The sequence below is a fragment of the Kribbella soli genome (assembly GCF_004331345.1).
In the GTDB taxonomy this organism is placed as follows: Bacteria; Actinomycetota; Actinomycetes; order Propionibacteriales; family Kribbellaceae; genus Kribbella; species Kribbella soli.
Genome location: NZ_SJJZ01000001.1, coordinates 2,661,946 through 2,683,520, shown reverse-complemented (window position 1 = coordinate 2,683,520; position 21,575 = coordinate 2,661,946). Strand labels below are relative to the sequence as shown.

17 protein-coding genes are annotated in these 21,575 nt (G+C 68.5%); 2 read left to right on the top strand and 15 right to left on the bottom strand.

What is annotated here, in order from left to right; genetic code table 11:
• Positions 1-116: 116 nt before the first annotated feature.
• Positions 117-2,057 (top strand): CocE/NonD family hydrolase, encoded by a 1,941-nt coding sequence (locus E0H45_RS13490; protein WP_131337456.1) that lies wholly within the window; start codon positions 117-119, stop codon positions 2,055-2,057.
• A gap of 136 nt (positions 2,058-2,193) precedes the next feature.
• Here the strand turns inward: E0H45_RS13490 and E0H45_RS13485 are convergent, their stop codons facing one another.
• From E0H45_RS13485 to E0H45_RS13420, 14 genes are read right to left on the bottom strand one after another with little or no spacing between them, the layout of a single operon-like run.
• The gene (locus E0H45_RS13485; RefSeq protein ID WP_131337455.1) at positions 2,194-3,351 is read right to left on the bottom strand and encodes a glycosyltransferase; all 1,158 of its coding nucleotides are present in this window, start codon (positions 3,349-3,351) and stop codon (positions 2,194-2,196) included.
• A complete protein-coding gene (locus tag E0H45_RS13480) occupies positions 3,352-5,976 on the bottom strand; it encodes a glycosyltransferase family 4 protein (RefSeq protein WP_131337454.1) in 2,625 nt (874 codons plus the stop codon).
• Complete coding sequence (locus E0H45_RS13475; protein ID WP_131337453.1) at positions 5,973-7,274, bottom strand: nucleotide sugar dehydrogenase; 1,302 nt, start codon at positions 7,272-7,274, stop codon at positions 5,973-5,975. Before E0H45_RS13475 ends, E0H45_RS13480 begins: the two co-directional genes overlap by 4 nt.
• 25 nt (positions 7,275-7,299) lie before the next feature.
• Entirely contained in the window at positions 7,300-8,502 is a 1,203-nt protein-coding gene (locus tag E0H45_RS13470; RefSeq protein ID WP_131337452.1) for an acyltransferase family protein, read from the bottom strand.
• A gap of 4 nt (positions 8,503-8,506) precedes the next feature.
• Entirely contained in the window at positions 8,507-9,559 is a 1,053-nt protein-coding gene (gene wecB, locus E0H45_RS13465) for a non-hydrolyzing UDP-N-acetylglucosamine 2-epimerase (RefSeq protein ID WP_131337451.1), read from the bottom strand.
• A gap of 2 nt (positions 9,560-9,561) precedes the next feature.
• The gene (locus E0H45_RS13460) at positions 9,562-10,563 is read right to left on the bottom strand and encodes a Gfo/Idh/MocA family protein (RefSeq protein WP_131337450.1); all 1,002 of its coding nucleotides are present in this window, start codon (positions 10,561-10,563) and stop codon (positions 9,562-9,564) included.
• Between the two features lie 2 nt (positions 10,564-10,565).
• Positions 10,566-11,681, bottom strand: coding sequence for a DegT/DnrJ/EryC1/StrS family aminotransferase (locus tag E0H45_RS13455; RefSeq protein WP_131337449.1), 1,116 nt, complete (start codon positions 11,679-11,681; stop codon positions 10,566-10,568).
• On the bottom strand, positions 11,678-12,289 hold the full coding sequence (locus tag E0H45_RS13450; RefSeq protein WP_131337448.1) for an acyltransferase: 612 nt from the start codon (positions 12,287-12,289) through the stop codon (positions 11,678-11,680). The genes E0H45_RS13455 and E0H45_RS13450 overlap by 4 nt, the downstream gene beginning before the upstream one ends.
• Complete coding sequence (locus E0H45_RS13445; protein ID WP_131337447.1) at positions 12,286-13,479, bottom strand: hypothetical protein; 1,194 nt, start codon at positions 13,477-13,479, stop codon at positions 12,286-12,288. Before E0H45_RS13445 ends, E0H45_RS13450 begins: the two co-directional genes overlap by 4 nt.
• On the bottom strand, positions 13,472-14,215 hold the full coding sequence (locus E0H45_RS13440; RefSeq protein WP_131337446.1) for a hypothetical protein: 744 nt from the start codon (positions 14,213-14,215) through the stop codon (positions 13,472-13,474). Before E0H45_RS13440 ends, E0H45_RS13445 begins: the two co-directional genes overlap by 8 nt.
• Entirely contained in the window at positions 14,212-15,534 is a 1,323-nt protein-coding gene (locus tag E0H45_RS13435) for a glycosyltransferase (RefSeq protein WP_238154946.1), read from the bottom strand. The genes E0H45_RS13440 and E0H45_RS13435 overlap by 4 nt, the downstream gene beginning before the upstream one ends.
• Positions 15,531-16,643 (bottom strand): glycosyltransferase, encoded by a 1,113-nt coding sequence (locus tag E0H45_RS13430; RefSeq protein WP_131337445.1) that lies wholly within the window; start codon positions 16,641-16,643, stop codon positions 15,531-15,533. Before E0H45_RS13430 ends, E0H45_RS13435 begins: the two co-directional genes overlap by 4 nt.
• A 3-nt stretch (positions 16,644-16,646) precedes the next feature.
• Positions 16,647-17,435: an ABC transporter ATP-binding protein gene (locus E0H45_RS13425; protein ID WP_130386923.1), complete on the bottom strand. Its 789-nt coding sequence runs from the start codon at positions 17,433-17,435 to the stop codon at positions 16,647-16,649.
• 16 nt (positions 17,436-17,451) lie between these two features.
• Positions 17,452-18,318, bottom strand: coding sequence for an ABC transporter permease (locus E0H45_RS13420; RefSeq protein ID WP_131337444.1), 867 nt, complete (start codon positions 18,316-18,318; stop codon positions 17,452-17,454).
• A 1,149-nt stretch (positions 18,319-19,467) separates the two neighbouring features.
• Here E0H45_RS13420 and E0H45_RS13415 point away from each other — a divergent pair.
• On the top strand, positions 19,468-20,457 hold the full coding sequence (locus tag E0H45_RS13415) for a helix-turn-helix domain-containing protein (RefSeq protein WP_131337443.1): 990 nt from the start codon (positions 19,468-19,470) through the stop codon (positions 20,455-20,457).
• Between the two features lie 6 nt (positions 20,458-20,463).
• On the opposite strand, the gene E0H45_RS13410 is transcribed toward E0H45_RS13415, so the two are convergent.
• Positions 20,464-21,573 (bottom strand): aspartate-semialdehyde dehydrogenase, encoded by a 1,110-nt coding sequence (locus E0H45_RS13410; RefSeq protein ID WP_337590406.1) that lies wholly within the window; start codon positions 21,571-21,573, stop codon positions 20,464-20,466.
• Positions 21,574-21,575 lie beyond the last annotated feature (2 nt).

Genomic DNA, 21,575 nt, shown 5'->3' with positions numbered 1-21,575 from the left:
GACAGCGAAAGTTGCGGGCGAAGTATTACCCCTGCTGTGTACGAAAAGTGAGCGAGCAGGTGAGTTCTGTGCACAGAATAGGTCTTCACCTACCGCCCATAGGGGGAGATCCACGCATGCGCAGAACTCGGTTACGTACCGGGCTGGCCCTGGTACTCGCGGCGGTGGTGGCCCCGGCCGCCTCGCTCACCGCGGTCGCCGGGCCTACCGCCGTACCGTCCAAACCCTTCGTCCAGGGCACTGAGACGGTGCCCGCCTACGACTACGACAACGCGATCCACGAGAAGGTGCAGGTCGACGTACCCCGGCTCGACGGGGACGCGAACGGGATCACCGACCAGATCACGGTCGACATCATCCGGCCGGGCGAGGCGGCCCAGGCCGGGATCGACGTACCGGTGATCATCCAGGCCTCGCCGTACTACGCGGGCGATCCGACGACCTACTTCGACGCGACCGGCACCCGGCAGGTGTTCGGGAGCTGGCTGGACAACTACTTCGTGCCCCGCGGGTACGCCGTCGCGTTCGTCGACATGCCCGGGACGTTCCGGTCGACCGGCTGCAGCGATGTCGGCGCGGATCTCGAGGTGCTCGGCACCAAGGCGGTCATCGACTGGCTGAACAACCGGACCACCGGGCACAAGCCGGACGGCAGCGCCGCGAAGGCCGACTGGTCGACCGGCAAGGCCGGCATGGTCGGCGTGTCCTGGAACGGGACGATCGCGAACTCGGTCGCAAGCACCGGCGTCCGCGGCCTGGAGACGATCGTGCCGATCGCGGCGATCTCCAGCTGGTACGACTACACCCGCGGCTTCGGGGTGCCGTTCTACGACGAGTACATGGGCTTCCTGCACGACTACGTCAGCAACGACGCCTCGCCGCGCTGCGAGCAGATGACCAACGAGATCGAGCAGGACTCCGACACCCGCACCGGCTCGTACAGCAAGTGGTGGGACCCGCGGAACTACCGGCTCGACGCCTCGAAGGTCCATTCCAGCGTGTACGTCGTGCACGGGCTCGGCGACGAGAACGTGAAGACCCGGCAGTTCGGCGAATGGTGGGACGAGCTCGCGAAGCGGAACGTGCCGCGGAAGATCTTCCTGCACCAGGGCGTGCACCTGGACGGGTTCAGCTTCCGCGACGAGTGGGTGGACAAGCTGCACCCGTGGTTCGACTACTGGCTGCAGGGCCTGAAGAACGGCGTGATGGACACACCGCAGGCGACGGTCCAGCGTGAGGACGGCTCGTTCGTCGACGAGGCGAAATGGCCGGCGGCCGGCGCCAAGCAGACCACACTGAAGCTCAGCAAGGCGGCCGGTGCGAAGGCCGGTGGGTTGTCGATCGCGGCGGCGTCCAGTGATCCGGTCAGCTTCACCGGGACGGACAAGGAGTCGGCGGACACCGTCGTACTCGATCCGACGACACCGCGGACCGATCGGGCGGTGTTCCTCAGCGACGAGCTGGAGAAGGCGGTCCGGGTCAGCGGAACCGGGAAGGTGTCGGTCCGGGTCAAGGTGAACAAGGTTGCCTCAGGCATCAAGGCGCGGCTGGTCGACTACGGTACGGCGAACCGGTACGTGAACGTCACCAACGTGCCGGACACGCGCGTCTGCTGGGGTGACGGCAACGCGCTCGACACCGGTTGCTACGCGAAGACGCAGATCAACACCGCGGTCTCCGACACGTCCGTCGTCGTACGGACGCTGGCCGACATCGGGCACTACAAGTCCATGTATGCCAAGGAATCGCTGCGCTCGGATCGTTGGTACGACCTCACGTTCGAGCTGAACCCGGACGATGTCGTGTTCGCCGCGGGTCACCGGTTGGGTCTCGTTCTCACGGTCGAGCCGGACAACCCGTCGGTTCCGTTCACAGGCGCGACGATCACGCTGGACCCGACCCGCTCGGCCCTCACCCTCCCGCTGACGGGCTACACCACGGCCCTCCAGACAGCCGAGGTACCGCAGGCCCGAGTCCCCTCCACCCGGTTGGCCCAACCGGAACCGGAGAAGAACCCGGTCGAACTGATGCGCCAAATGGTCGAGGCGTCCCGCTAGCCCATTTGCCTGGTCGACCAGCGAAATGCGGGGTTTGTGACCCTGAATGAGGGTCACAAACCCCGCATTTGATGGGTCAACCAGCCAAATTGGTGGGTCAGCCAAGCAAATTGGTGGGTCTGCCAGGCAAATGGGGTTAGTGGGAGAGGTCCGTGTAGGCGGTGACGAGGGTGGCGGCGTCGTGTTCCCAGTTGAGTTCTGCGGCGGCTGAGCGGACTCCGTCGGTGTACATGGTGTAGTTGTCGATCACCGTGCGGACCGCGGTCGCCAGCGAGTGCGCGTTGCCGGGCTCGTAAAGGCCGCCGAGCTTGTACTGCGTGACGACCGCCCGCAGCTCGGGGAGGTCAGCCGCCACGACCGGGACACCGGCCCGGACGGCGTGGAAGAGCTTGTTCGGAAGGGCGAGGCGGTGGTTCTCGCAGGTGTTGGTGAGCGTGACGAGCGAGATGCCGTACGAGCGCAACGTGTCGTCGACCTCGTCGATGGACCGCTCCGCGACGGTCTCCACCGGCCCCAGATCCAAGCGATAGTTGGGATCCACCGACCCCATCAGCACCGTCCGGAACGGCGCCAGCTCACGAGCCGCCGCGACTACGGTCGGCAGATCACGCCCGGCTCCGACACGTCCGGCGTACAGCAAGCCCTCGGGCTGCGAAGGTGCCGGCGGTACGTCGTCCGCCCAGGGGAACGTGTTCCGTACGACGCGCACATCGGCCAGTCCACGCGACCGCAGCCGCGCCGCGATCCCGTCCGACACCGTGAAGACGACGCGCGCCTTCGACGCCAACGCCACCTCGTACCGCCGCCCGCGCGCCCGCCACAACGGCGTCGGCCGACCCGGCAGCGCCCGGTCGAACCACAGCTCGTGGCTGTCATACACAAGCGAGGCAGACCATAACGAGGCGTACTCCGCAGCGAGCTCCAACGTGTTGAAGTCGTGCGCATGCACCACGTCGACCGGACCGGCCGCGGCCACTCGCGGGGCCGCGGCGATCCGCCACTGCTTCTCGGTGCGGTTGCGGTGCTCGGGCAGCAACAACCACCGCCCGAACCGCTTGGCCAGCACCTTGGGCCCGGAATGTCCGTGCCCGACCGTCAGCCCGCCGTTCCCGGCCCGCAGACCGGAAGAGCGGGAGACCGACTCCACCGTGATCCCAGGCCCCACCTCGAAGCCGTCAGGGACGTCCCGGCCGATCACATGCAGCGTGTGACCGGCCGCGGCGAGCGCCGTCGCCTCCCGCAGGATCCGCGAGTCCCCGGCGATCGGGGACTGCGCGATCATCAGAATCCGCACTTACTCGCTCTCGTCCTCGTACACCAGTTCGTTGTTGAGGAACGGCAGCAGTTCCGCGACCGACTTCCGCCCGTCGTGCAGGTCGCGCACGAACGACGGTCCCGCATCGGCGATCTTGCGGGCGGTGTCGCGCTCGGCGACCAGCCGCTCGATCACCTCGGACAGGTCGTCCGGCGTCGCCTCGGCGATCGGCAGGTCGGTCGGCAGCAGGTCCCGGACCGGGTCCGCGATGTGCCCGACGGTGACCCGGCCGGCCGCCATCGCCTCGCAGGCGAACACGCCGTACGAACCGAGCAGCAACTGGTCGACCACGATGTCGGCGCTCTTCACCATCTCGGCGAGCTCCGCGTGCGGCACACCCTGGACCCGCTGGTACGTGATCAGGCCTCGCGCATCCAGGTCCGTCAGCACCGGATCGACGTACGCGGAACCCTTCAGAGCTGAAGCCGACGGTGCGTGCAGCACCACCGGGACCTCGCGCTCAAGCACCGGCTGCGTCGACACGAATCCCTCGACGTCGACGGCGAGCGGCAACCAGATGCCGTTGTCGACGAACTCCAGCAGGTCCGGCGTGGTGACGAAGACCGGCCCCTTGTAGCCGTCGAGGTGGCGGCGCATCAGGTTGTTCGCGGCCTGCAGGCGCACCGTCAGCTCGTCGTCCGGGTTGCGGAACGGCGAGTACCGGTACTGCTCGCGGTGCTGCGCAGGATCGCGGATCTCCGACCCGTGGAACACCAGACCGTGCTTGATCCCGGCCTGGTCCAGCATCGGTACGTCGGTCGTCCACATCTGCCCGCGCTGCTGACCGAACATCGGCCGGCCCGCCTCGAACAGCACGTGGGTGACCTCACGCAACGCGTACGCCGTCAGCTCCAGCTGCCAGCGCAGGTCGGACCGGTACTGGCGATACGTGCCCGTGCGGTGCACGCGGAAGTCGAACGCGCCACTGCCCGTGGTGAGCGACTCCGCCTTGACGTCCGGCACCTCACGCTCGAGCGCGGTCGCCCACAACCACGCCTGGCCGGCGCTGTTGACGGGTCCGAGCAGCAGGTGCCGCCCGGTCTTGCGCATCTTGCCGCCCGGCCGCGTGATGTCGAGCTGCTGCCCGGTCAGCTCGCTGTACAGCTCACGGAGCTTGGTCGCCTGCCCGGCCCAGGACACCTCTTGCTGGTACGCCGGATCCGCGACCCGCTCGCGGTAGCTGTCCAGGTCGCCGAGCACCGTGCGGACCTTCGACGCCAGGTCGTGCGCGTCGGCCGCGGTGAAGACCTCGCCGATCTTGGTGCGGTCGACGAACGCCTTCATGCTCGGCATGTCGCTGACCACCACCGGCAGCCCCGCGAAGGCGTACTCGAACAGCTTGTTCGGCAACGCCATCTCGTGGCTCGGGTAGCGCAGGATCGGGATCAGCCCGACGTCGGCGGTCCGCAGGAACGCGACCACCTCGTCCGGCTTCACCGGGTCCAGGCAGTGCAGGCGGTCCTGCACCTCCAGCTGCACGGCCTGCGCCTGCAGCTCGCGGACCGCGTCCGTCGCCACACCAGGCACACACACGACGGCCAGGTGCGCGTCCGGCAGATCCACCAGCGCCTGTACGGCGGTGTGGATGCCACGCGCTCGCGTCACACCACCGCTGTAGACCAGCAGCGGTACGTCGGATGCCAGACCGATCTGGCTGCGAATGTCGGACACCTCGACCGACACGTCAGCAGGGTTCGGCGTGTTCATCACCACGGTCGGCTCTTGCCGCAGGTTGTGCTCGCGCTGCAACCGGGTCGCGATGGCCGGGCTGACGGTGATCACCCGGTCCGCGTCACCGATGTACTCACGCTCGTGGTTGGCCCAGGCCGCGATCGAACGCCGGGTACGCGCGCCGTACTGCGAGAGTCCGGCGACGTACTCGTGCGCGTCGTACACGACCTTCAGCTTGCGGCCGCGCAGCTTGGCGCGGCCGGCGGCGCGGGTCGCGACACCGATCACGTGCATGTCGTGGGCGTGCACCACGTCCGGCTCGAGGCGGTCGATCAGGTCGCCGAACGCGATCTCCAGGTCCAGCGCCTCCGGGTGCAGCTTGCGCCACGGCGCCGGCCAGGGCATCCGGTGCAGCACCCCGTCGTACGCCCGCCAGCCGAACTTGAACGGTCCGTCCGCCTTGTTGCCGACGCCCTTGCGGACATAGGCGGCACGCTCGGCGGCCTGCCAGCGCGCCCGGCGGAGCAGCCGGGTGGCGACGCCGGCCTTGAACTTGACCGGATTCCCCTGGCCCGCCTTGGCCCGCGCGATCGCGTGCCCGGAGTCCGCCTTGAGTTCCTTGAGCTCGGCTGCGATCCGCTGGCTGCGCGCCACATAGGTTGCTCGGTACCGGTACCCCACCATCGGCGGCCGCCAGTTGCGGCGGGCCGTGCGGCTTCGTTTCCGTTCCTCACGCAGCGTGAAAGGCACCGCCACCCGGACGATCAGCGCTCCGTCGAGCATCTCCCTCGACGGCAGACCGCTGGCCGAGACCCCGAGCACAGTCACCTCTGCTCCGGTCTCGGCCAGTGCTGCGGCCTCCTTGCGGACCCGGCTGTCGTTGGTGACGTCGTTGGCGACCATCATCACGACCCGCAGGTCGGCATGTGTCACTGGCTGACCGACCTTCCGATCACAATCCGACGCACGCCCGCCCACTTGGCCGGGTCGGTGCGGTCGCGACCGTCGACGAGTACCTTCACACCCGGCAGGTCGGCCGGGCTCAGCTGCGCGTACTCCGCGTGGTCCGCCTGCAGGACTGCCGCGTCCACCGGCGCGCCCAGCGTGTACGGCGTGAAGCCGAGACCCTGGAGCTCCTCGTCGGTGTACAGCGGGTCGTGCACGGACACCTCGGCACCGCGCGCCTTCAACGCCTCCACGGCCGGGAACACCCCGGAGAACGCGGTCTCCTTGACGCCACCGCGGTACGACGCGCCGAGCACAACAACCTTGGCGCCCTTGAGGTCACCGAACGCGCCCTCGAGCAGACCGATCGTGTAGTCGGGCATGCCGGCGTTCGCCTCGCGGGCGGCCCGGACGACGGTGGCGTCGGGATCGGTGTACAGGTACAGCCGCGGGTAGACCGGGATGCAGTGACCGCCGACCGCGATGCCCGGCCGGTGGATGTGGCTGTACGGCTGCGAGTTTGACGCCTCGATGACGGCGTGGACGTCGATGCCGTTCTGGCCGGCGAACCGGGCGAACTGGTTCGCGAGGCCGATGTTCACGTCGCGGTAGGTGGTCTCGGCCAGCTTCGCCAGCTCGGCCGCCTCCGCGGATCCGAGGTCCCAGACGCCGTTCGCGCGCTGCAGGTCCGGGCGCTCGTCGAAGTCCAGCACGGCCTCGTAGAACGCGGTGGCGCGCTTCGCGCCCTCCTCGGACAGGCCGCCGACCAGCTTCGGGTACTTGCGGAGGTCCTCGAAGACGCGGCCGGTGAGCACTCGCTCCGGCGAGAACACCAGGTGGAAGTCCGTGCCCTCGGTCAGGCCAGAGATCTCCTCGAGCATCGGCTTCCACCGGTTCCGGGTGGTGCCGACCGGGAGCGTGGTCTCGTAGCTGACCAGCGTGCCAGGCGTGAGGTGCTCGGCCAGCGAACGGGTCGCGTTCTCCATCCAGCCGAACTCGGGCTGACCGGTCTGCTCGTCCACGAACAGCGGCACGACCACGACGACCGCGTCGCTGTTCGGGATCGCGTCCGCGTAGTCCGTGGTCGCCCGCAGGCGGCCGTCGGCCACGGTCTCGGAGAGCAGCTCCTGCAGGTGGGCCTCACCCGGGAACGGCTCCTGGCCGGCGTTCACCAGCTCGACGAACTTCTCGTTGATGTCGACGCCGACGACCTGATGGCCCTTGGCCGCGAACTGGACCGCCAACGGCAGTCCGATCTTGCCTAAGGCAACAACACTGACACGCACAGGAACTCCACTAGGTAGTGATTCTTCATCGGGGGCCTCGGAGCTTCCGTTCCAGCGGGTGCTCGACAAGTTTGTAGAGCAGCGCCGAGGCGAAGATCGAGATGACCAGGACACCGGCGTACCAGGTCAGGTTGGACCAGCCGATCGGGCCGGCGATGCCGTGGTACTCCTTGATCGCGTACAGGATCGTGGCGTGGATCAGGTAGAAGGCGTACGACCACTGGCCCAGCGCCACCATCGGCTTGCTGCGCAGCACGGACCGGCCACCGCGCATGTCGCGGGCGGCGACCGCGAGGATCAGGAAGCCGTACAGGAAGGTGAGGACTTCCTTCTGGCACAGGCCCATCGTGACCGCGCCCGGAACCTGGGTCGGGTGCGAGCCGGAGTACCAGAGCAGGTACAGCCCGCCGCCGGTGACCAGGAATGCGAACCACACCGGGATCCGCGGCTTCCAGCCGGACCGCAGCGAGATCGCGAGGCCGATACCGAACAGGAACGCCACCGAGTGCAGCACCGGCTGCGGCAGCACCGGTACGTCGGCCTTGTAGTGGAACAGCGCCAGGCGGTACGCACCGCCGAGCACGAGCACCGAGACGCACAGGATCAGGCCGCCGACCGTCTTCAGCCGCTGCGTGGCCCGCCAGACGAACGGGAAGTACGCGTAGAAGAACGCCTCCACCGACAGCGTCCAGCCGGCCGGGTTACCGCCGTACAGGATCGTCGGGTTGTTCGACCAGCCCTGCAGCAGGAGCCCGGACAGCACCAGCACAGTCATCGAGACCGGCTTGATCCAGGCCATCCCGGTCGGCGGCTCGAACCGGTAGAAGACGAAGATCGCGGCGACCAGGGTGAGGAAGTACAGCGGGAAGATCCGCGCGAACCGGCGCCGGTAGAACGTGCTGATCTTCGTCCCCGGCCGGGACGACCAGGTGAGCACGAACCCGGACAGCACGAAGAAGAACGTGACGCCGGACGTGCCGTACTGCAGGAATTTGAAGATCGGCAGTGGCGCCAGCTGGGTCATGTGGTGGCAGAACACGAAGAAGGCCGCCCACCAGCGCAAGCCGGTGAGCGACTCGACTCGTGGCAACCTCCCGCCCGGACGCGGTGGGCCCGCGTCGGCGGGGGTCGTACTGACGGGCGCGCCGGGAGGTGGGGTCGTGACAGCGGCCGACCCCGGGGCTTCCTGGGTCGGCTGCGTCTTGTTCTCTTCGGCGGCCTTCGTCATGTAGTTACTCCGCGAGAGTGGAAACGACACGCTCTGCAGCGTGGCCGTCGCCGTACGGCATCGGGCGGTCCTCCGTGGGCGTCGGCCGGGCAGCCAACTGGGGCAGCTTACTCACGTCGGATGTCAACACGTTCCATCCGTCGTCCAGCGTCTCGACCCATTCGGTCTCGGTGCGCAGCGTGGTGCACACCCGGCCGAGCAGGAAGGCCTCCTTCTGGAGACCGCCGGAGTCGGTCACCACACCGGCCGAACCGAGCACGGCCGCGACCATCTCCGGGTACGCCAGCGGCTCCCGGACGTGCAGCGAACCGTCCGGACGCTCCAGCTTGATGCCGTGCTCCGCGCACTTCGCGACGAGCCGCGGGTGGGCGAGCAGCAGCACCGGCGTACCGGCCGCGCCGAGACCGTCGACGATCGCGGCCAGCCGCTCCGGGTCGTCGGTGTTCTCGGCCCGGTGGATGGTCGAGACGACGTACTCACCGCGCTTGAACGGCAGGTCGAGCTCGTTGTCCTTGACCGCGTCGCGGACCCGGAAGCACACGTCGGTCATCACGTCGCCGACCAGCCGCGACCTGTCCTTCAGACCCTCGTTCGCCAGGTGGTCCATCGCCACCTGGGTCGGGGCCAGCAGCAGGTCCGCCGCGTGATCCGTGAGGACCCGGTTGTGCTCCTCCGGCATCAGCCGGTTGAACGAGCGCAGCCCGGCCTCCAGGTGCGCCACCGGCAGGTGCATCTTCACCGCGGACAGCGTGCCGGCGAGCGTCGAGTTGGTGTCGCCGTACACCAGCACCCAGTCCGGCTTGTGCTCGTCCAGTACGGCGTCCATCGCGGCCAGCATCGCACCGGTCTGGACACCGTGGCTGCCGGACCCGACGCCCAGGTGGACGTCCGGGGCCGGGATCCGCAGGTCGGCGAAGAACACGTCGGACATGTTCTTGTCGTAGTGCTGCCCGGTGTGCACGATCACGTGCTGGTGCTCGGTGGCGGCAAAAGCCTCCGCCACCGGTGCCAGCTTCACGAACTGCGGGCGCGCCCCGACAACGCTCAGAACCTTCATGGTTACTGGGACTCCCCGGCGACCGTGACGGTTCGAGCCTCGGACGCCGACTGCAGAACGGCCTCGGCCACCTTGACGGTGGTCAGACCCTGCTGCAGCGTGACGATGTCCGCCTCCTTGCCGAGCACCGCGTCGCGGAACGCCTCGTGCTCGGTGCGCAGCGGCTCCGGCTTGCTGATCGCGTACCGGACCATGTCGCCCTCGCTGACACCACGGAAGTGCGCGACGTCGTCCCACGCGGTGACGACGGTGCCGTTCGCGTGGAAGGTCAGGTCGGCGGTCAGCGTGTCGGCGATGAATGCGCCCTTCTCACCGGTGACGACGGTGAGACGCTCCTTCATCGGGGACAGCCAGTTGACCAGGTGGCTGGTCACGGTGCCGTCGGCCAGCTTGCCGGTCACCGCGATCAGGTCCTCGTACTGCCGGCCCGACTTGTGCGCACTCTGCGCGGCCACCGTGACGAACGGCGACTGCGTCACCCACGCGGTCAGATCGATGTCGTGCGTGGCGAGGTCCAGGACGACGCCGACGTCGGCGATCCGGGCCGGGAACGGGCCCTGACGACGGGTGGTGATCTGGTAGATGTCACCCAGCTCGCCGGCCTCGAGGCGAACCCGTAGCGCCTGCAGCGCCGGGTTGTACCGCTCGATGTGGCCGACAGCGCCGACCAGACCCGCCGCCTCGAACGCCTTCGCGATCTCGGTCGCCTCGGACGAGGAACCGGCCAGCGGCTTCTCGATCATCGCGTGCACGCCGGCCTCGGCCAGCGCCTTCGCGATCTCGGCGTGGTACTGCGTCGGCACCGCGACCATGCAGTAGTCGAGCTTCTCGGCGATCAGCTGCTCGATGGTCTCGTGCACCGGACGACCGCCGGCCACGTTGAACTTGTCACCGCCCGGGTCGGCCACCGCGACCAGGTCGACGCCCTCGAGGGACGCCAGGACGCGGCCGTGGTGCCGGCCCATCATGCCCAGGCCGATCAGGCCCGCACGCAGGTTCGCCATGGTCACGCACCCGCCTTCGCCACGGTGTTCACCGCGGCCACGATCCGGTTCAGATCATCCTCGGACAGCGAGGGGTGGACCGGCAGCGAGAGCACCTCGGCCGCGGCCTTCTCGGTCTCCGGCAGGTCCAGCTCACGCTGGAACGACGGGAGCCGGTGGTTCGGGATCGGGTAGTACACGCCGCAGCCGACGCCGTACTCGGTCCGGAGCGCGTTCGCGAAACCGTCGCGGTCCTCGGTCACCCGGATCGTGTACTGGTGGTACACGTGGGTCGCCTCGGCGGCCACGGCCGGAACGGCGACACCCTGCAGGTTCGCGTCCAGGAAGGCCGCGTTCTCCTGCCGCTGCTTGGTCCAGCCGCCGACCTTGGTCAGCTGCACGCGGCCGATGGCGGCGTGCAGGTCGGTCATCCGGTTGTTCAGGCCGACGACCTCGTTCTCGTACTGCTTGAGCATGCCCTGGTTGCGGAACAGCCGCATCCGGCGCTCGAGGTCGGCGTTCGCGACCGAGTTCATGCCGCCCTCACCGGACGTCATGTTCTTGGTCGGGTAGAGGCTGAACATCGCGAACTCGCCGAAGGTGCCGACGGGCGCGCCGTTCCAGGTGGCACCGTGGGCCTGCGCGGCGTCCTCGTAGATGTGGATGCGGCGCTCGGCGGGCTTGTCGGCGCTGTGTTTATCAGCAATGGCCTGCAGCGCGGTGACGTTGGCCGGGTGACCGAACAGGTGCACCGGCATGACGGCCTTGGTCTTCTCGGTGATCGCGGCCTCGACCGCGGCCGGGTCCAGGCAGAAGTACGTCGGCTCGATGTCGACGAACACCGGGGTGGCCCCGGTCAGCGCGACGCTGTTCGCGGTCGCGGCGAAGGTGAAGGACGGGACGATGACCTCGTCACCCGGTCCGACCCCCGCGGCCAGCAGGCCGAGGTGGAGACCCGACGTGCCCGAGTTCGTCGCGACGCACGCCCGGCCGGAGACCAGCGCTGCGCCGAACTCCTGCTCGAACGCCGCCACCTCAGGACCCTGGGCGAGCATGCCGGACTGCATGACACGGTCGACAGCCTCGCGCTCCTCCTTCCCGATGATCGGCTTCGCGGCCGGAATCGGCTGCACCATCAGTTCTCCTCCATTGCTTCACCGGCCGGCCGCAGCCGTCCGTCGGTTTCGATGTACATCTCGCCCGTGTTCGGGCACTTCCACTCGCCGTCCCCGACGGAGAGCAGCGGGACCCCGGCCTTGCCGACCCACTTGAGCCGGCGCGCCGGGACCCCGGCGACCAGCGCGAAGTCTGGCACGTCCTTGGTCACGACCGCACCCGCGGCGACGGTCGCCCAGCGGCCGATGGTGACCGGGGCCACGCACACGCTGCGCGCACCGAGCGAGCAGCCTTCCTTCATCGTCACCCCGACCGGTTCCCAGTCGTGCCCGCTCTTCGGCGACCCGTCCGGGTTCACCGCGCGCGGGAAGTAGTCGTTGGTGAGCACCACCGCCGGGCCGATGAACACGCCGTCCTCGAGGGACGCGGGCTCGTACACCAGCGCGTAGTTCTGGATCTTGCAGTTGTCGCCCATCCGGACCCCGGTCCCGACGTAGGCACCGCGGCCGACGATGCAGTTCTTGCCGAGGACCGCGTTCTCGCGGATCTGGGCCAGGTGCCAGACCGACGAACCGTCGCCGATCTGGGCGCTGTCGTCGACGTCGGCGGATGGCGCGATGCGGGACGTCACAGGGTCTCCTTCGAAATGAGCCAACTTCTCAGTACTTCGGCCGAGCGGCGTCCGTCGTGCAACTCCGCCACGAAACCGGGGCCGGCGGCCGCCCGCTCGGCGGCGGCGTCACGATCCGCGATCAGGCCGGTGACGACATCACCCAGGGTGTCGGGATCCGCCTCCACGATCGGCACCTCTCGCCCGGCCAGACTACGCACCCGGTGGCGCACCGCGTCACCGACGTACGAAACCACGATCCGCCCGGCTGCCAGCGCTTCCGCGGCTGCCACGCCGTACAGGCCGATCCGGAGCTGATCGACGACGATGTCGGCGTCACCGATGACGCTTGCCATCTGCTCGTGCGGTACGCCGGTGATCCGCCGGTACTCGATCGCGCCGCTTTCGTGCAGCCCGGTCAGGACCGCGTCGATCTCCTCGGTGCCCTTGAGTTTCGCGTTCGAGGGAACGTGCGCGACGACCGGCTTCTCGCCGGAGAACAACGGCCTTGCGGCCTGCTGCCAGGGCTTCGGGTCGATCGCGACCGGCAGCCACTGCGCGTTCGGTACGTCGTCCAGCAGGTCGACCGTGGAGACGAAGACCGGAAGCTGCAGCAACTCGACCAGCTCGGCGTGCCGGCGTGCCTGCGGCTCGAGGCGATCGGTCAGCTCGTCACCCGGGGTGAACGGCGACCAGCGCTCGCGCTTCGCGTGCCGGCTGGGCAGGCGAATGTCGGAGCCGTGGAAGAGCAGGCTCACATTGATGCCCTTGGCGAGCATCGTCTCGATGTCGGCGGCCGCGTCCGAGAGCCCGCGGGCGCCGAAGATCGGGCGCAGCGACTCGACCATCACATGCGTGTAGTTCTCGACGACGTACTTCTCCTGGGCGCGCTGCCAGCGCGGCTGGCCGAACCAGGCCAGCGGTACGCCGTAGTCGTCGGCGAACTGGAACTGTCCCTTGCGGTGCAGGGCGAACGCGACGGCGCTGACGTCCGGCAGGGTCTTGGCGGCCTGTGCCCAGGCGTGCCCCTGACCGGCGGAGTTGGTCGGTCCGACCAGCATCCGCACCGGGGTCGTCGCTGCCGGCGGGAACGCCGGCAGCTGCGCGTACGAGTACCGCAAGCCCCGCAGGCGTCGCCGGACCGCTCCCGCGGTCCGGGCCAACGGCGCCGGCAGGTGCTCGTGGATCGTCATCGTCGTCGTGTCACCCATTACCTACTGGGGCCTTCATCATGTCGAGCTCCCGGCGGGCCGCCGGCAGACCGAGCACGACCGGGGTGCTGGCCTTCCGCTGACCGAGGTTCCAGCCGGCCCAGATGGCACCGGCGTCGAGCGCGATCACGACATCGGCCTGGTCGATGGTCGACAGCACGTCGCGACGGCTGAGCACCCGCTCCCAGTAGGTCTTGCCGAGATCGCTGGTCGCCCGCTGACCGCGCAGGAACTTCACCGGCGCCGAGGTCTTGATTGCCTTGGGCAACATCCGGCCGGCGACCTTCTTCGCCTTCCGGGCGCGCCACTCGACGGCCTTCACGACCCGCTTGGCCCCCGTGGGACGCGGCTTCGCAGCGGCAGGCGGCGCGGTGGCCGTGGTGGAGGCCGCCGCAACCTGCGCAGCCGCCGGAGCGACCTCCGCCTCGTCCTCGACGACAGTTTCCGGATCGGCGACGGCCTCCGGCGCGATGACCGCGTCCGGTGCCTCGTCCGTCGGCTCGTCCGTCGGCTCCGTGACCGACTCCGGCGCCGGCTCGGGCTCGGGCGCCGGCGCGGCCGGCATGCGACCCGGGCCGATCAGCGTGAAGGTGTTGACCTTGTCGGCCACCCAGGCCGACGGCGCCACCCAACCGACGACGTCGATGGTGATGTTCTGATCGCCGAGGTCCTCGCGGACCTGGTCGAAGTACGTCGGCGGCAGCTTGCGCGTGGACAGCAGAACGACGTTGCTCATGCCGCCACCACCTTCACACTCGCGGCCAGCGATTCGATCCGCGGATCCAGCTGCAGGTCCCGCCGGTACGACGCACCGAACTCGCGCGCCTTCGCCCGGATCCCCTCGTCCGCGGTGCGGGCCGCGTGCGCCGCCTCGATCAGCGCCGCCGCGATCGACTCCGGCGTCACGTCCGCGACCGGGAACCACAACGGGTGCCCACGCAGTACGTCGGACGCCGCGTTCTCCGGGTCGTGCACCGACACCACCGGCAGCCCGGTGGCGAGGTACTCGAACACCTTGCCGCTCGTCACGTACCGGCCCTTGCCCAGCATCAGCAGCTGCGCGTCGAACTCGTCGTACGCCTTGGCGATCTCCGCCTTGCCGACCGGGCCCTCGTAGCTGACCCCGTCCTCGGTGGCGGCGTTGATCGTCGCGAGCATGTCCGCCCGCGGCTGCGCGTAGTACCCGAGGTAGCCGTAGATCTTCGCCTTCGCGCCGGCGAGCTCCTCGGACTGCTCCTTGGCGAGCTGCCAGCCCTTGACGAAGTCCGCGAGCGGCACCTTCGGCGACACCGTTCCGACGTACCCGAAGACCAGCGGCCGGTCGATGACCGCACCCCGGTCCTGCGTGTCCGGCACCAGGTCGGGGTCGAAGCCGTTGGCGACCGTGTGCATCTTGCTCGCGTGCGCCGGGTAGAGCTTCTCGTGCCAGTCCTTGATCGGGTCGTTCACGAACCAGACCTCGCGGGCGGACTCGACCAGCTTCTTCTCCCACTTGGCCGCGCGGCTGTTCGGCTCGTGCAGCCGGTCACCGGTGAACACGTCCAGCAGCCACGCGTCGCGGTAGTCCATGACGTACGGCACCTGGAACTTCTTGTGCAGGTGGTACGCCGCGGTGAACGCGACGTGCGGGTTGGCGGTGGCGACCGTCAGGTCGACCTTGTGCGCCTGGTGGATGCGCTCCGCGGCCTTCTCGATCACCGAACGCCACGGCCCGTAGCCGCTCTCCGGGAACGGGATCTGGTCCTGCTTCGTGCGCCACTTGGCCCAGAGCTTCGGGTTCGACGCCCGGCGCTTGGACCAGCGGCGCAGGTCGGCTTCGAGGATCGGCCACTCGAACGGGACCCGGACGACCTCGACGGACGGGTCGACCCGCTCCTCGAGGGTCAGGTCCGCGCCGGTGAACCGGAAGAACGTGTCGCGGTCGGCCGTCAGCACGGTCACCTTCCAGCCGAGCGCGGCGAACCGGTTGGCCGTGGCCAGAGCCCGGTAGACACCGCCGCCACGGCAGGGCGGGAAGCCCCAGGCGACGTACAACAGGTGTGGGCGGGCGGTCATGCACGTCCTTTCAAGGAAGCAGAGTCCTTCAGCAGATTGAGAATCGCGTCGGCCAGGTCGTCGTACGGCGTGTTCGTGGGCAGATGGTCGGCCGCCCACTGCAGCGCGTGGTCGCGCAGCTTCTCCAGCTCACCGGGGTCCGCGGACCAGCGCCGCAGGGTCTCGGACGCCTCCGCCACCGAGTCCACCAGGACTCCGCCACCGGACTCCTCGATCACCTTGGTCTGCCGGGGCAGCCGGGTGGAAAGCACGGGAAGACCGCTGGCGAGGTACTCGTAGATCTTGGACGGCATCGCTTCCACGAACGCCGGGGTCGGCTGCAGCATGGCCAGGCTCGCCCAAGCTCCCTTGGTGAGCTGCCACGCGTCGGCCGGTGGCTGGCGCCCGTGCAGGCGGACCCGACCGGTCAGGTCGGGCCGCGCGATCCGGGCCTCCAGCTCGTCCCGGTCCGACGGTGCGACCGGGCCGATCAGGTCGAGAGACCAGTCCGGCGCCGCGGCGACGGTCTCGACCATGTCGAACAGTCCACGGCTCCGGCGCAGGTCCCCGACGTACACCGCACGCGGTGCGCCGGTCGGCGGGGACGGGGCCAGGAAGCCGCGGTTGGGAAGGTTCTGCACCACGATGCGGTGCTTCGCCTGGTGCGGTGCGAGATGCGAGTCGGCGACCACGGTGAGATCGGCGCCCGCGGCCAGCTTTGACCCGGCGCGCACGATCAGCCGGGCCGGCAGACCGGCCGGACCCTGGGCCCACGCACGATCGGCGAGCAGCCGCTCGTAGTCCTCGTGCACGTCGACCACGAACTTGCGCCGCCGCAGCGCGGTGACGAGCCGGGTGACCGGGATCATGTCCGGGTCGACCGTCATCACCACCTTTGCGTTGGTGCGCCACGGCAGTACGGCGGTCCGGGCCAGCCGCTGCACCAGGTTGCCGCGCGGTCCGGCGTGCACGTCCGCGCCCGCCGGCCCACCGTCGGCGTCACCGAGGCCCCACAGCTCGACCGACAGGTCACGCTGCTGCAGGGCAGCAGTGATCTTGTGCAGGCGCGCATCGGCCACGTCGTGGCCGGTCGTGATGATCCCCACGTCCGGCGCGGTGCTGCGTGACATTGGTCAGAGGTCCTCGAGTGAGACAGCTTCTGCTTCGCCGACCTGCAGGAACTTCGTGTAGGCCTGGATGACCTCGTTCGGCTCGCCACGCATCATCAGCTTGCCCTTGTGCAACCAGATGCAGTCGTTGCACAGCTCGCGGACGCTGCTCATCGCGTGGCTGACCAGGAACATCGTCCGGCTGTTGGTGACCAGTTCCGACATCTTGGCCGCGGCCTTGGTCTTGAACGACGCGTCACCGGCGGACAGCGCCTCGTCGATCAGGAGGATGTCCGGATCCATGTGCACCGCGACGGAGAACGCCAGCCGGCTGAACATGCCGGACGAGTACGTCCGCATCGGCATCTCCATGAAGTCACCGAGCTCGGCGAACTCGGCGATCTCCTCGTACCGGGCCTCGATCTCCTTGCGGCTCAGGCCCGCCGCGAGTCCACCGAGGACCACGTTCTCCTTGCCGGACAGGGCGGCGTTGAAGCCGACGCCCAGCGACAGCAGGGTGGAGACCCGGCCGTGCACCTCGATTCGGCCCGAGGTCGGCGGCAGGATGCCGGCGACCGCGCGCATCAGCGTCGACTTGCCGGCGCCGTTGGCGCCGATGATGCCGATCGTGGTCCCGTGGTTGACGTCGAACGAGACGTTCTGGACGGCCTTGACCTCACGGACCGCCCGCTCGCCGCGACCGAAACGCACCAGGGCGCTCTTGAAGGTCGGCACCCGCTCGAACGTGGTCCGGTAGGTGATGGACACGTCCTGCACCTTGACGGCCGGAATGTCCGAAGGGCTCTTCTGCATCGGCTTCTTCTCAGTGTCAGAGACGGACAACGAACTCACGCTCCCTCGACATGAAGAACAGCGAGCCGATCACGAAGGCGACGATCGCCCAGAACCCACCGCCGGCCCACATCTGCCACTTCGGGATGTCGCCACGCACCAGCAGGTCCGCCCAGCCGCCGATCAGCGGGTAGAGCGGGTTGTACTGGATGAAGCCCTTGAACTTCTCCGGGGCCTGCTCGGCGAACCACAGCACCGGTGACAGGTACAGCCAGATCCGCACGAAGTACGGCAGGAAGCTGGTGGTGTCCCGGAAGTACACCTGCAGGGCCGCGAAGATCATGCCCATGCCGGCGGCGAAGACCGTCAGCATGATCAGGAACGCCGGAGCCAGCAGCATCGCCCAGTGCAGGGGCTGCCGCATCGCCAGGTGGATGACCAGGTAGACGACCAGGGTCGGCAGGAAGCGGAAGAACGCCGTCCGCACCGCGGACAACGGCAACAGCATCCGTGGGAACGACTGGTTCATCAGCAGCTTGCCGCCACCGACGACGCTGGCCGCACCGGCAGTCATGGCACCGGAGAAGTAGTAAAAGGCGAAGAGGCCGCCGCACATGTGCGCGAACCGCTCGCCGGCGTCGATCTTGGAACTCCCACCGGCGATGATGTCGACCAGTAGGTAGTAGACCGCTGCCAGGAGCAGTGGGTTCAGCACCAGCCACACCTGGCCGAAGAAGGTGTTCGTGTTGGCGGCCCGGATGTTGGTCCGGGACATCTCCGCTGCGAACTCCCGCCGCTGCCACAGCGCCTTGAAGTACGGGCGCAGTGCCGGCAGACCGACCTTGTGTGGTTCGTACACGTGCACCGACGGGTTGAACTCCTCGTCGACGCTAGTCGCGTTCATTCAGGCGATGCCTCTCTCTGCCGGAAAGTTGGATCCACGATGGCCGACGCAGACCGGGAAGCAGAGTAGCGGATCGACACGGACGCCGACGACACAGCGGTCCTCCTTAGTGAGCAACGACGTACGGACGGCAACCAAACGTCGTACCCCGCTGCATCCACAACACCTGCGTCGTCCCTCGCCGATCGTTATCCGGAATATACATTTGACAGCCGGGGACGACCAAAACGCCTTCCAGCCAAGTCAAATCGCGGTCAATTCACGATGTACGACGCTACCCCGCCGTCCGAAGTTGACGTGACCTGTCACACCGGCCGCGTGACCAGAGAGGTCAACGGGCACGGAAGTTATGGGCGGGACCCCAGGAAGTGCGTCCTGGCCGGGGCGTGCCGGGCGGCGGACGTGACACGCAACATCACATCCGCGCTCCCCATGGACAGCCTCACCATCCACGGAGCACCCTTCAGCACCCCCTGGGGTTCCACCGTCGATCCGGGAGCACGTCCGCAATGGGCGGGAGCGGACAGCCGCGCCGGATCGGGCAGCACGATGACCAGGGCGGCGGTCATCGCGCCTCGCGTCCGTCCCCAGAGGTGCTGCGTTCGCCGGCAGGTGCGCGCAGCAGGTGTGGGGACGGACCGGAGACCGCAGGAGGACAACGCCTGTTGGGATCCCTGCAAGGACCCGCGGGCGCTGGGGACGGCGGCACCGGTACGGTCGGCGGCACAGGGCGGAACCGGTCGCATCGGGCACTCCTCCTCATCGGCCTCACGATTGGAGATGCCACATTTTGTACACCCTCCAGCACAGCCAGTGATGGCACGGAAGTGCGAGGGCACCGATGCGCCGGGATCGAGACCCAACCGAAACAGGCTCCGCTGACGAGACAGTCAACTCGGGCCAGAATTGGAACAGCATCCCGGCGGCGCTCAGGTGGTCCGTCGCCGGGATGCTGGACCTCAATTCTCGCTCACGACTGCGCGGAAAGGGTGGCCAGATGGTGACACGGCACAAGAATGCTGACGGGACAACAAATATCGCTGCGTGCATCTGCGTCGACACGTTCAGTGCCGACGCCTCTGGATCGCCCCGTCTAGGCTGGAAGGGCGGTAGCGGACGGTGACAGCAGCCGGAAGGGAGGGGAGCTTTGTGAGCACACCGGACACGGAGCGTGTCGGCCATTTGAAGGTGCTCGGGCTCAACGACGACGAGATCAAGGTCTACCAGCATCTGCTGCGGACCGGCCCGTCGTCGATCACCGAACTGGGCGAGGCGGTCCCCGACCGGGAGCGCTCGATCGACGCCACCCTGGGCGGCCTGGTGCAGGCCGGGTTGGCCAGGCGATCCGGTTCGGACCACTCGCGCTACCTGCCGGTGCCGCCGGACGCGGGCCTCGAGGCGATGACGCTGCGCCGCGAGTCCGAGCTGAAGCAGGCCCGGATCGAGGTCCTGAACGCGTACGACGAGTTCCGCCGGACCGTGCACAACGAGTCGACCACGCACCTGATCGAGGTGGTCACCGGCAGCGCGATCGTCGAGCGGATCCACCAGATCAAGAGCGGCGTACAGCGCGAGATCCTGGCCATCGACTCCCCGCCGTACTACATCGGCGGCCCGAACCAGGAGGAGATCGACCAGCTCCGCCGCGGCGTCTCCTACCGGGTCGTGTACTCGCCGGAGTCGGTCGAGGTGCCGGGCTACCTGACCGAGAACATCCTCCCCTGCGTGGAGGCCGGTGAGCAGGCGCGGGTGTTACCCGACGTACCGGCGAAGCTGACGATCATCGACGGCGCGATCGCGTTCGTGTCGATGTCCGCGCGCGACACCGACGTGAACCGGTCGCTGCTGATCATCCGGCCGAGCAGCCTGCTGTCCGCACTGATCGGGATGTTCGAACTGTGCTGGCGCAACGCGCTGCCACTGCACGCGTCGGTGGGCACCGAGGACGACCGCCTGGAGCCGATCGAGCGCCGCCTGCTGGCCCTGCTGGCGACCGGCGCCGCGGACGACACCATCGCCCGGACGCTCGGTATCAGCCGCCGGACGTTCTTCCGCTACCTGGAGCGCCTGATGAACCGCACGGGAGCCAGCACACGCTTCCAGCTCGCCCTGCACGCGGCCCGGGAGAACTGGCTGTAGCCCCGCTCAGGCCGTTGTCAGGTCTGCGGCGGGGATGAACTCCTTGGCGACGACCTCGGCGATCTGGGCGGTGTTCAGCGCGGCGCCCTTGCGGAGGTTGTCGCCGCAGACGAACAGCTCCAGCGCGTTCGGGTCATCGAGCGACTTGCGGACCCGGCCGACCCAGGTCGGGTCGGTGCCGACCACGTCGGCCGGCGTCGGGAACTCGCCCTCGGCCGGGTTGTCGAAGAGCAGCACGCCAGGAGCGTCCCGCAGTACCTCGCGGGCGCCGTCGGCGTCGACCTCCTGGACGAACCGGGCATGCACCGACAGCGAGTGCGTGGTGACGACCGGGACCCGTACGCAGGTCGCGGACACCTTCAGGTCCGGCAGGCCGAGGATCTTGCGGGACTCGTTGCGGACCTTCAGTTCCTCCGACGACCAGCCGTCGTCCTTGAGCGAGCCGGCCCACGGTACGACGTTCAGCGCCAGCGGGGCCGGGAACGGGCCGAGGTCGTTGCCGACCACGCGCCGTACGTCACCCGGCGTGCTTCCCAGCTCGCGGTTGCCGGCCACCTTGGTGAGCTGGTCGTACAACGCGTCGATCCCGGACTGCCCGGCACCGGACGCGGCCTGGTACGACGCCACCACGAGCTGCTCGAGCTCGTAGCGGTGGTGCAGCGCGCCCATCGCGACGATCATCGACAGCGTCGTGCAGTTCGGGTTGGAGATGATGCCCTTCGGCCGGTTCCGGGCCGCCTCGGCGTTCACTTCCGGGACCACCAGCGGCACGTCCGGGTCCATCCGGAACGCGCCGGAGTTGTCCACCACGACGGCGCCCTTGGAGGCCGCGATCGGCGCCCAGTGCGCCGACACCTCGTCCGGTACGTCGAACATCGCCACGTCGATGCCGTCGAAGGCCTGCTCGCTGATCGCGACGACCTCGACCTCCTCGCCGCGGACCTTGAGCCGCTTGCCCGCGGAGCGCTCGGAGGCGATCAGCCGGATCTCTCCCCAGACGTTCTGCCTGGTCGAGAGCAAGGTCAGCATCACCGACCCGACGGCGCCGGTCGCACCGACCACCGCCAGGGAAGGCAGACCTGTCCGGTCCTCGATCGTGTTCTCCACAGCGCTCACAG

What these genes read in the sequence shown, in the direction of transcription:
- E0H45_RS13490 (WP_131337456.1), top strand. Translation starts at nt 117, where the DNA reads ATGCGCAGAACTCGGTTACGTACCGGGCTGGCCCTGGTACTCGCGGCG.
- E0H45_RS13470 (WP_131337452.1), bottom strand. Translation starts at nt 8,502, where the DNA reads ATGACGAAGGCCGCCGAAGAGAACAAGACGCAGCCGACCCAGGAAGCC.
- wecB (WP_131337451.1), bottom strand. Translation starts at nt 9,559, where the DNA reads ATGAAGGTTCTGAGCGTTGTCGGGGCGCGCCCGCAGTTCGTGAAGCTG.
- E0H45_RS13460 (WP_131337450.1), bottom strand. Translation starts at nt 10,563, where the DNA reads ATGGCGAACCTGCGTGCGGGCCTGATCGGCCTGGGCATGATGGGCCGG.
- E0H45_RS13445 (WP_131337447.1), bottom strand. Translation starts at nt 13,479, where the DNA reads ATGGGTGACACGACGACGATGACGATCCACGAGCACCTGCCGGCGCCG.
- E0H45_RS13440 (WP_131337446.1), bottom strand. Translation starts at nt 14,215, where the DNA reads ATGAGCAACGTCGTTCTGCTGTCCACGCGCAAGCTGCCGCCGACGTAC.
- E0H45_RS13435 (WP_238154946.1), bottom strand. Translation starts at nt 15,534, where the DNA reads ATGACCGCCCGCCCACACCTGTTGTACGTCGCCTGGGGCTTCCCGCCC.
- E0H45_RS13430 (WP_131337445.1), bottom strand. Translation starts at nt 16,643, where the DNA reads ATGTCACGCAGCACCGCGCCGGACGTGGGGATCATCACGACCGGCCAC.
- E0H45_RS13425 (WP_130386923.1), bottom strand. Translation starts at nt 17,435, where the DNA reads ATGCAGAAGAGCCCTTCGGACATTCCGGCCGTCAAGGTGCAGGACGTG.
- E0H45_RS13420 (WP_131337444.1), bottom strand. Translation starts at nt 18,318, where the DNA reads ATGAACGCGACTAGCGTCGACGAGGAGTTCAACCCGTCGGTGCACGTG.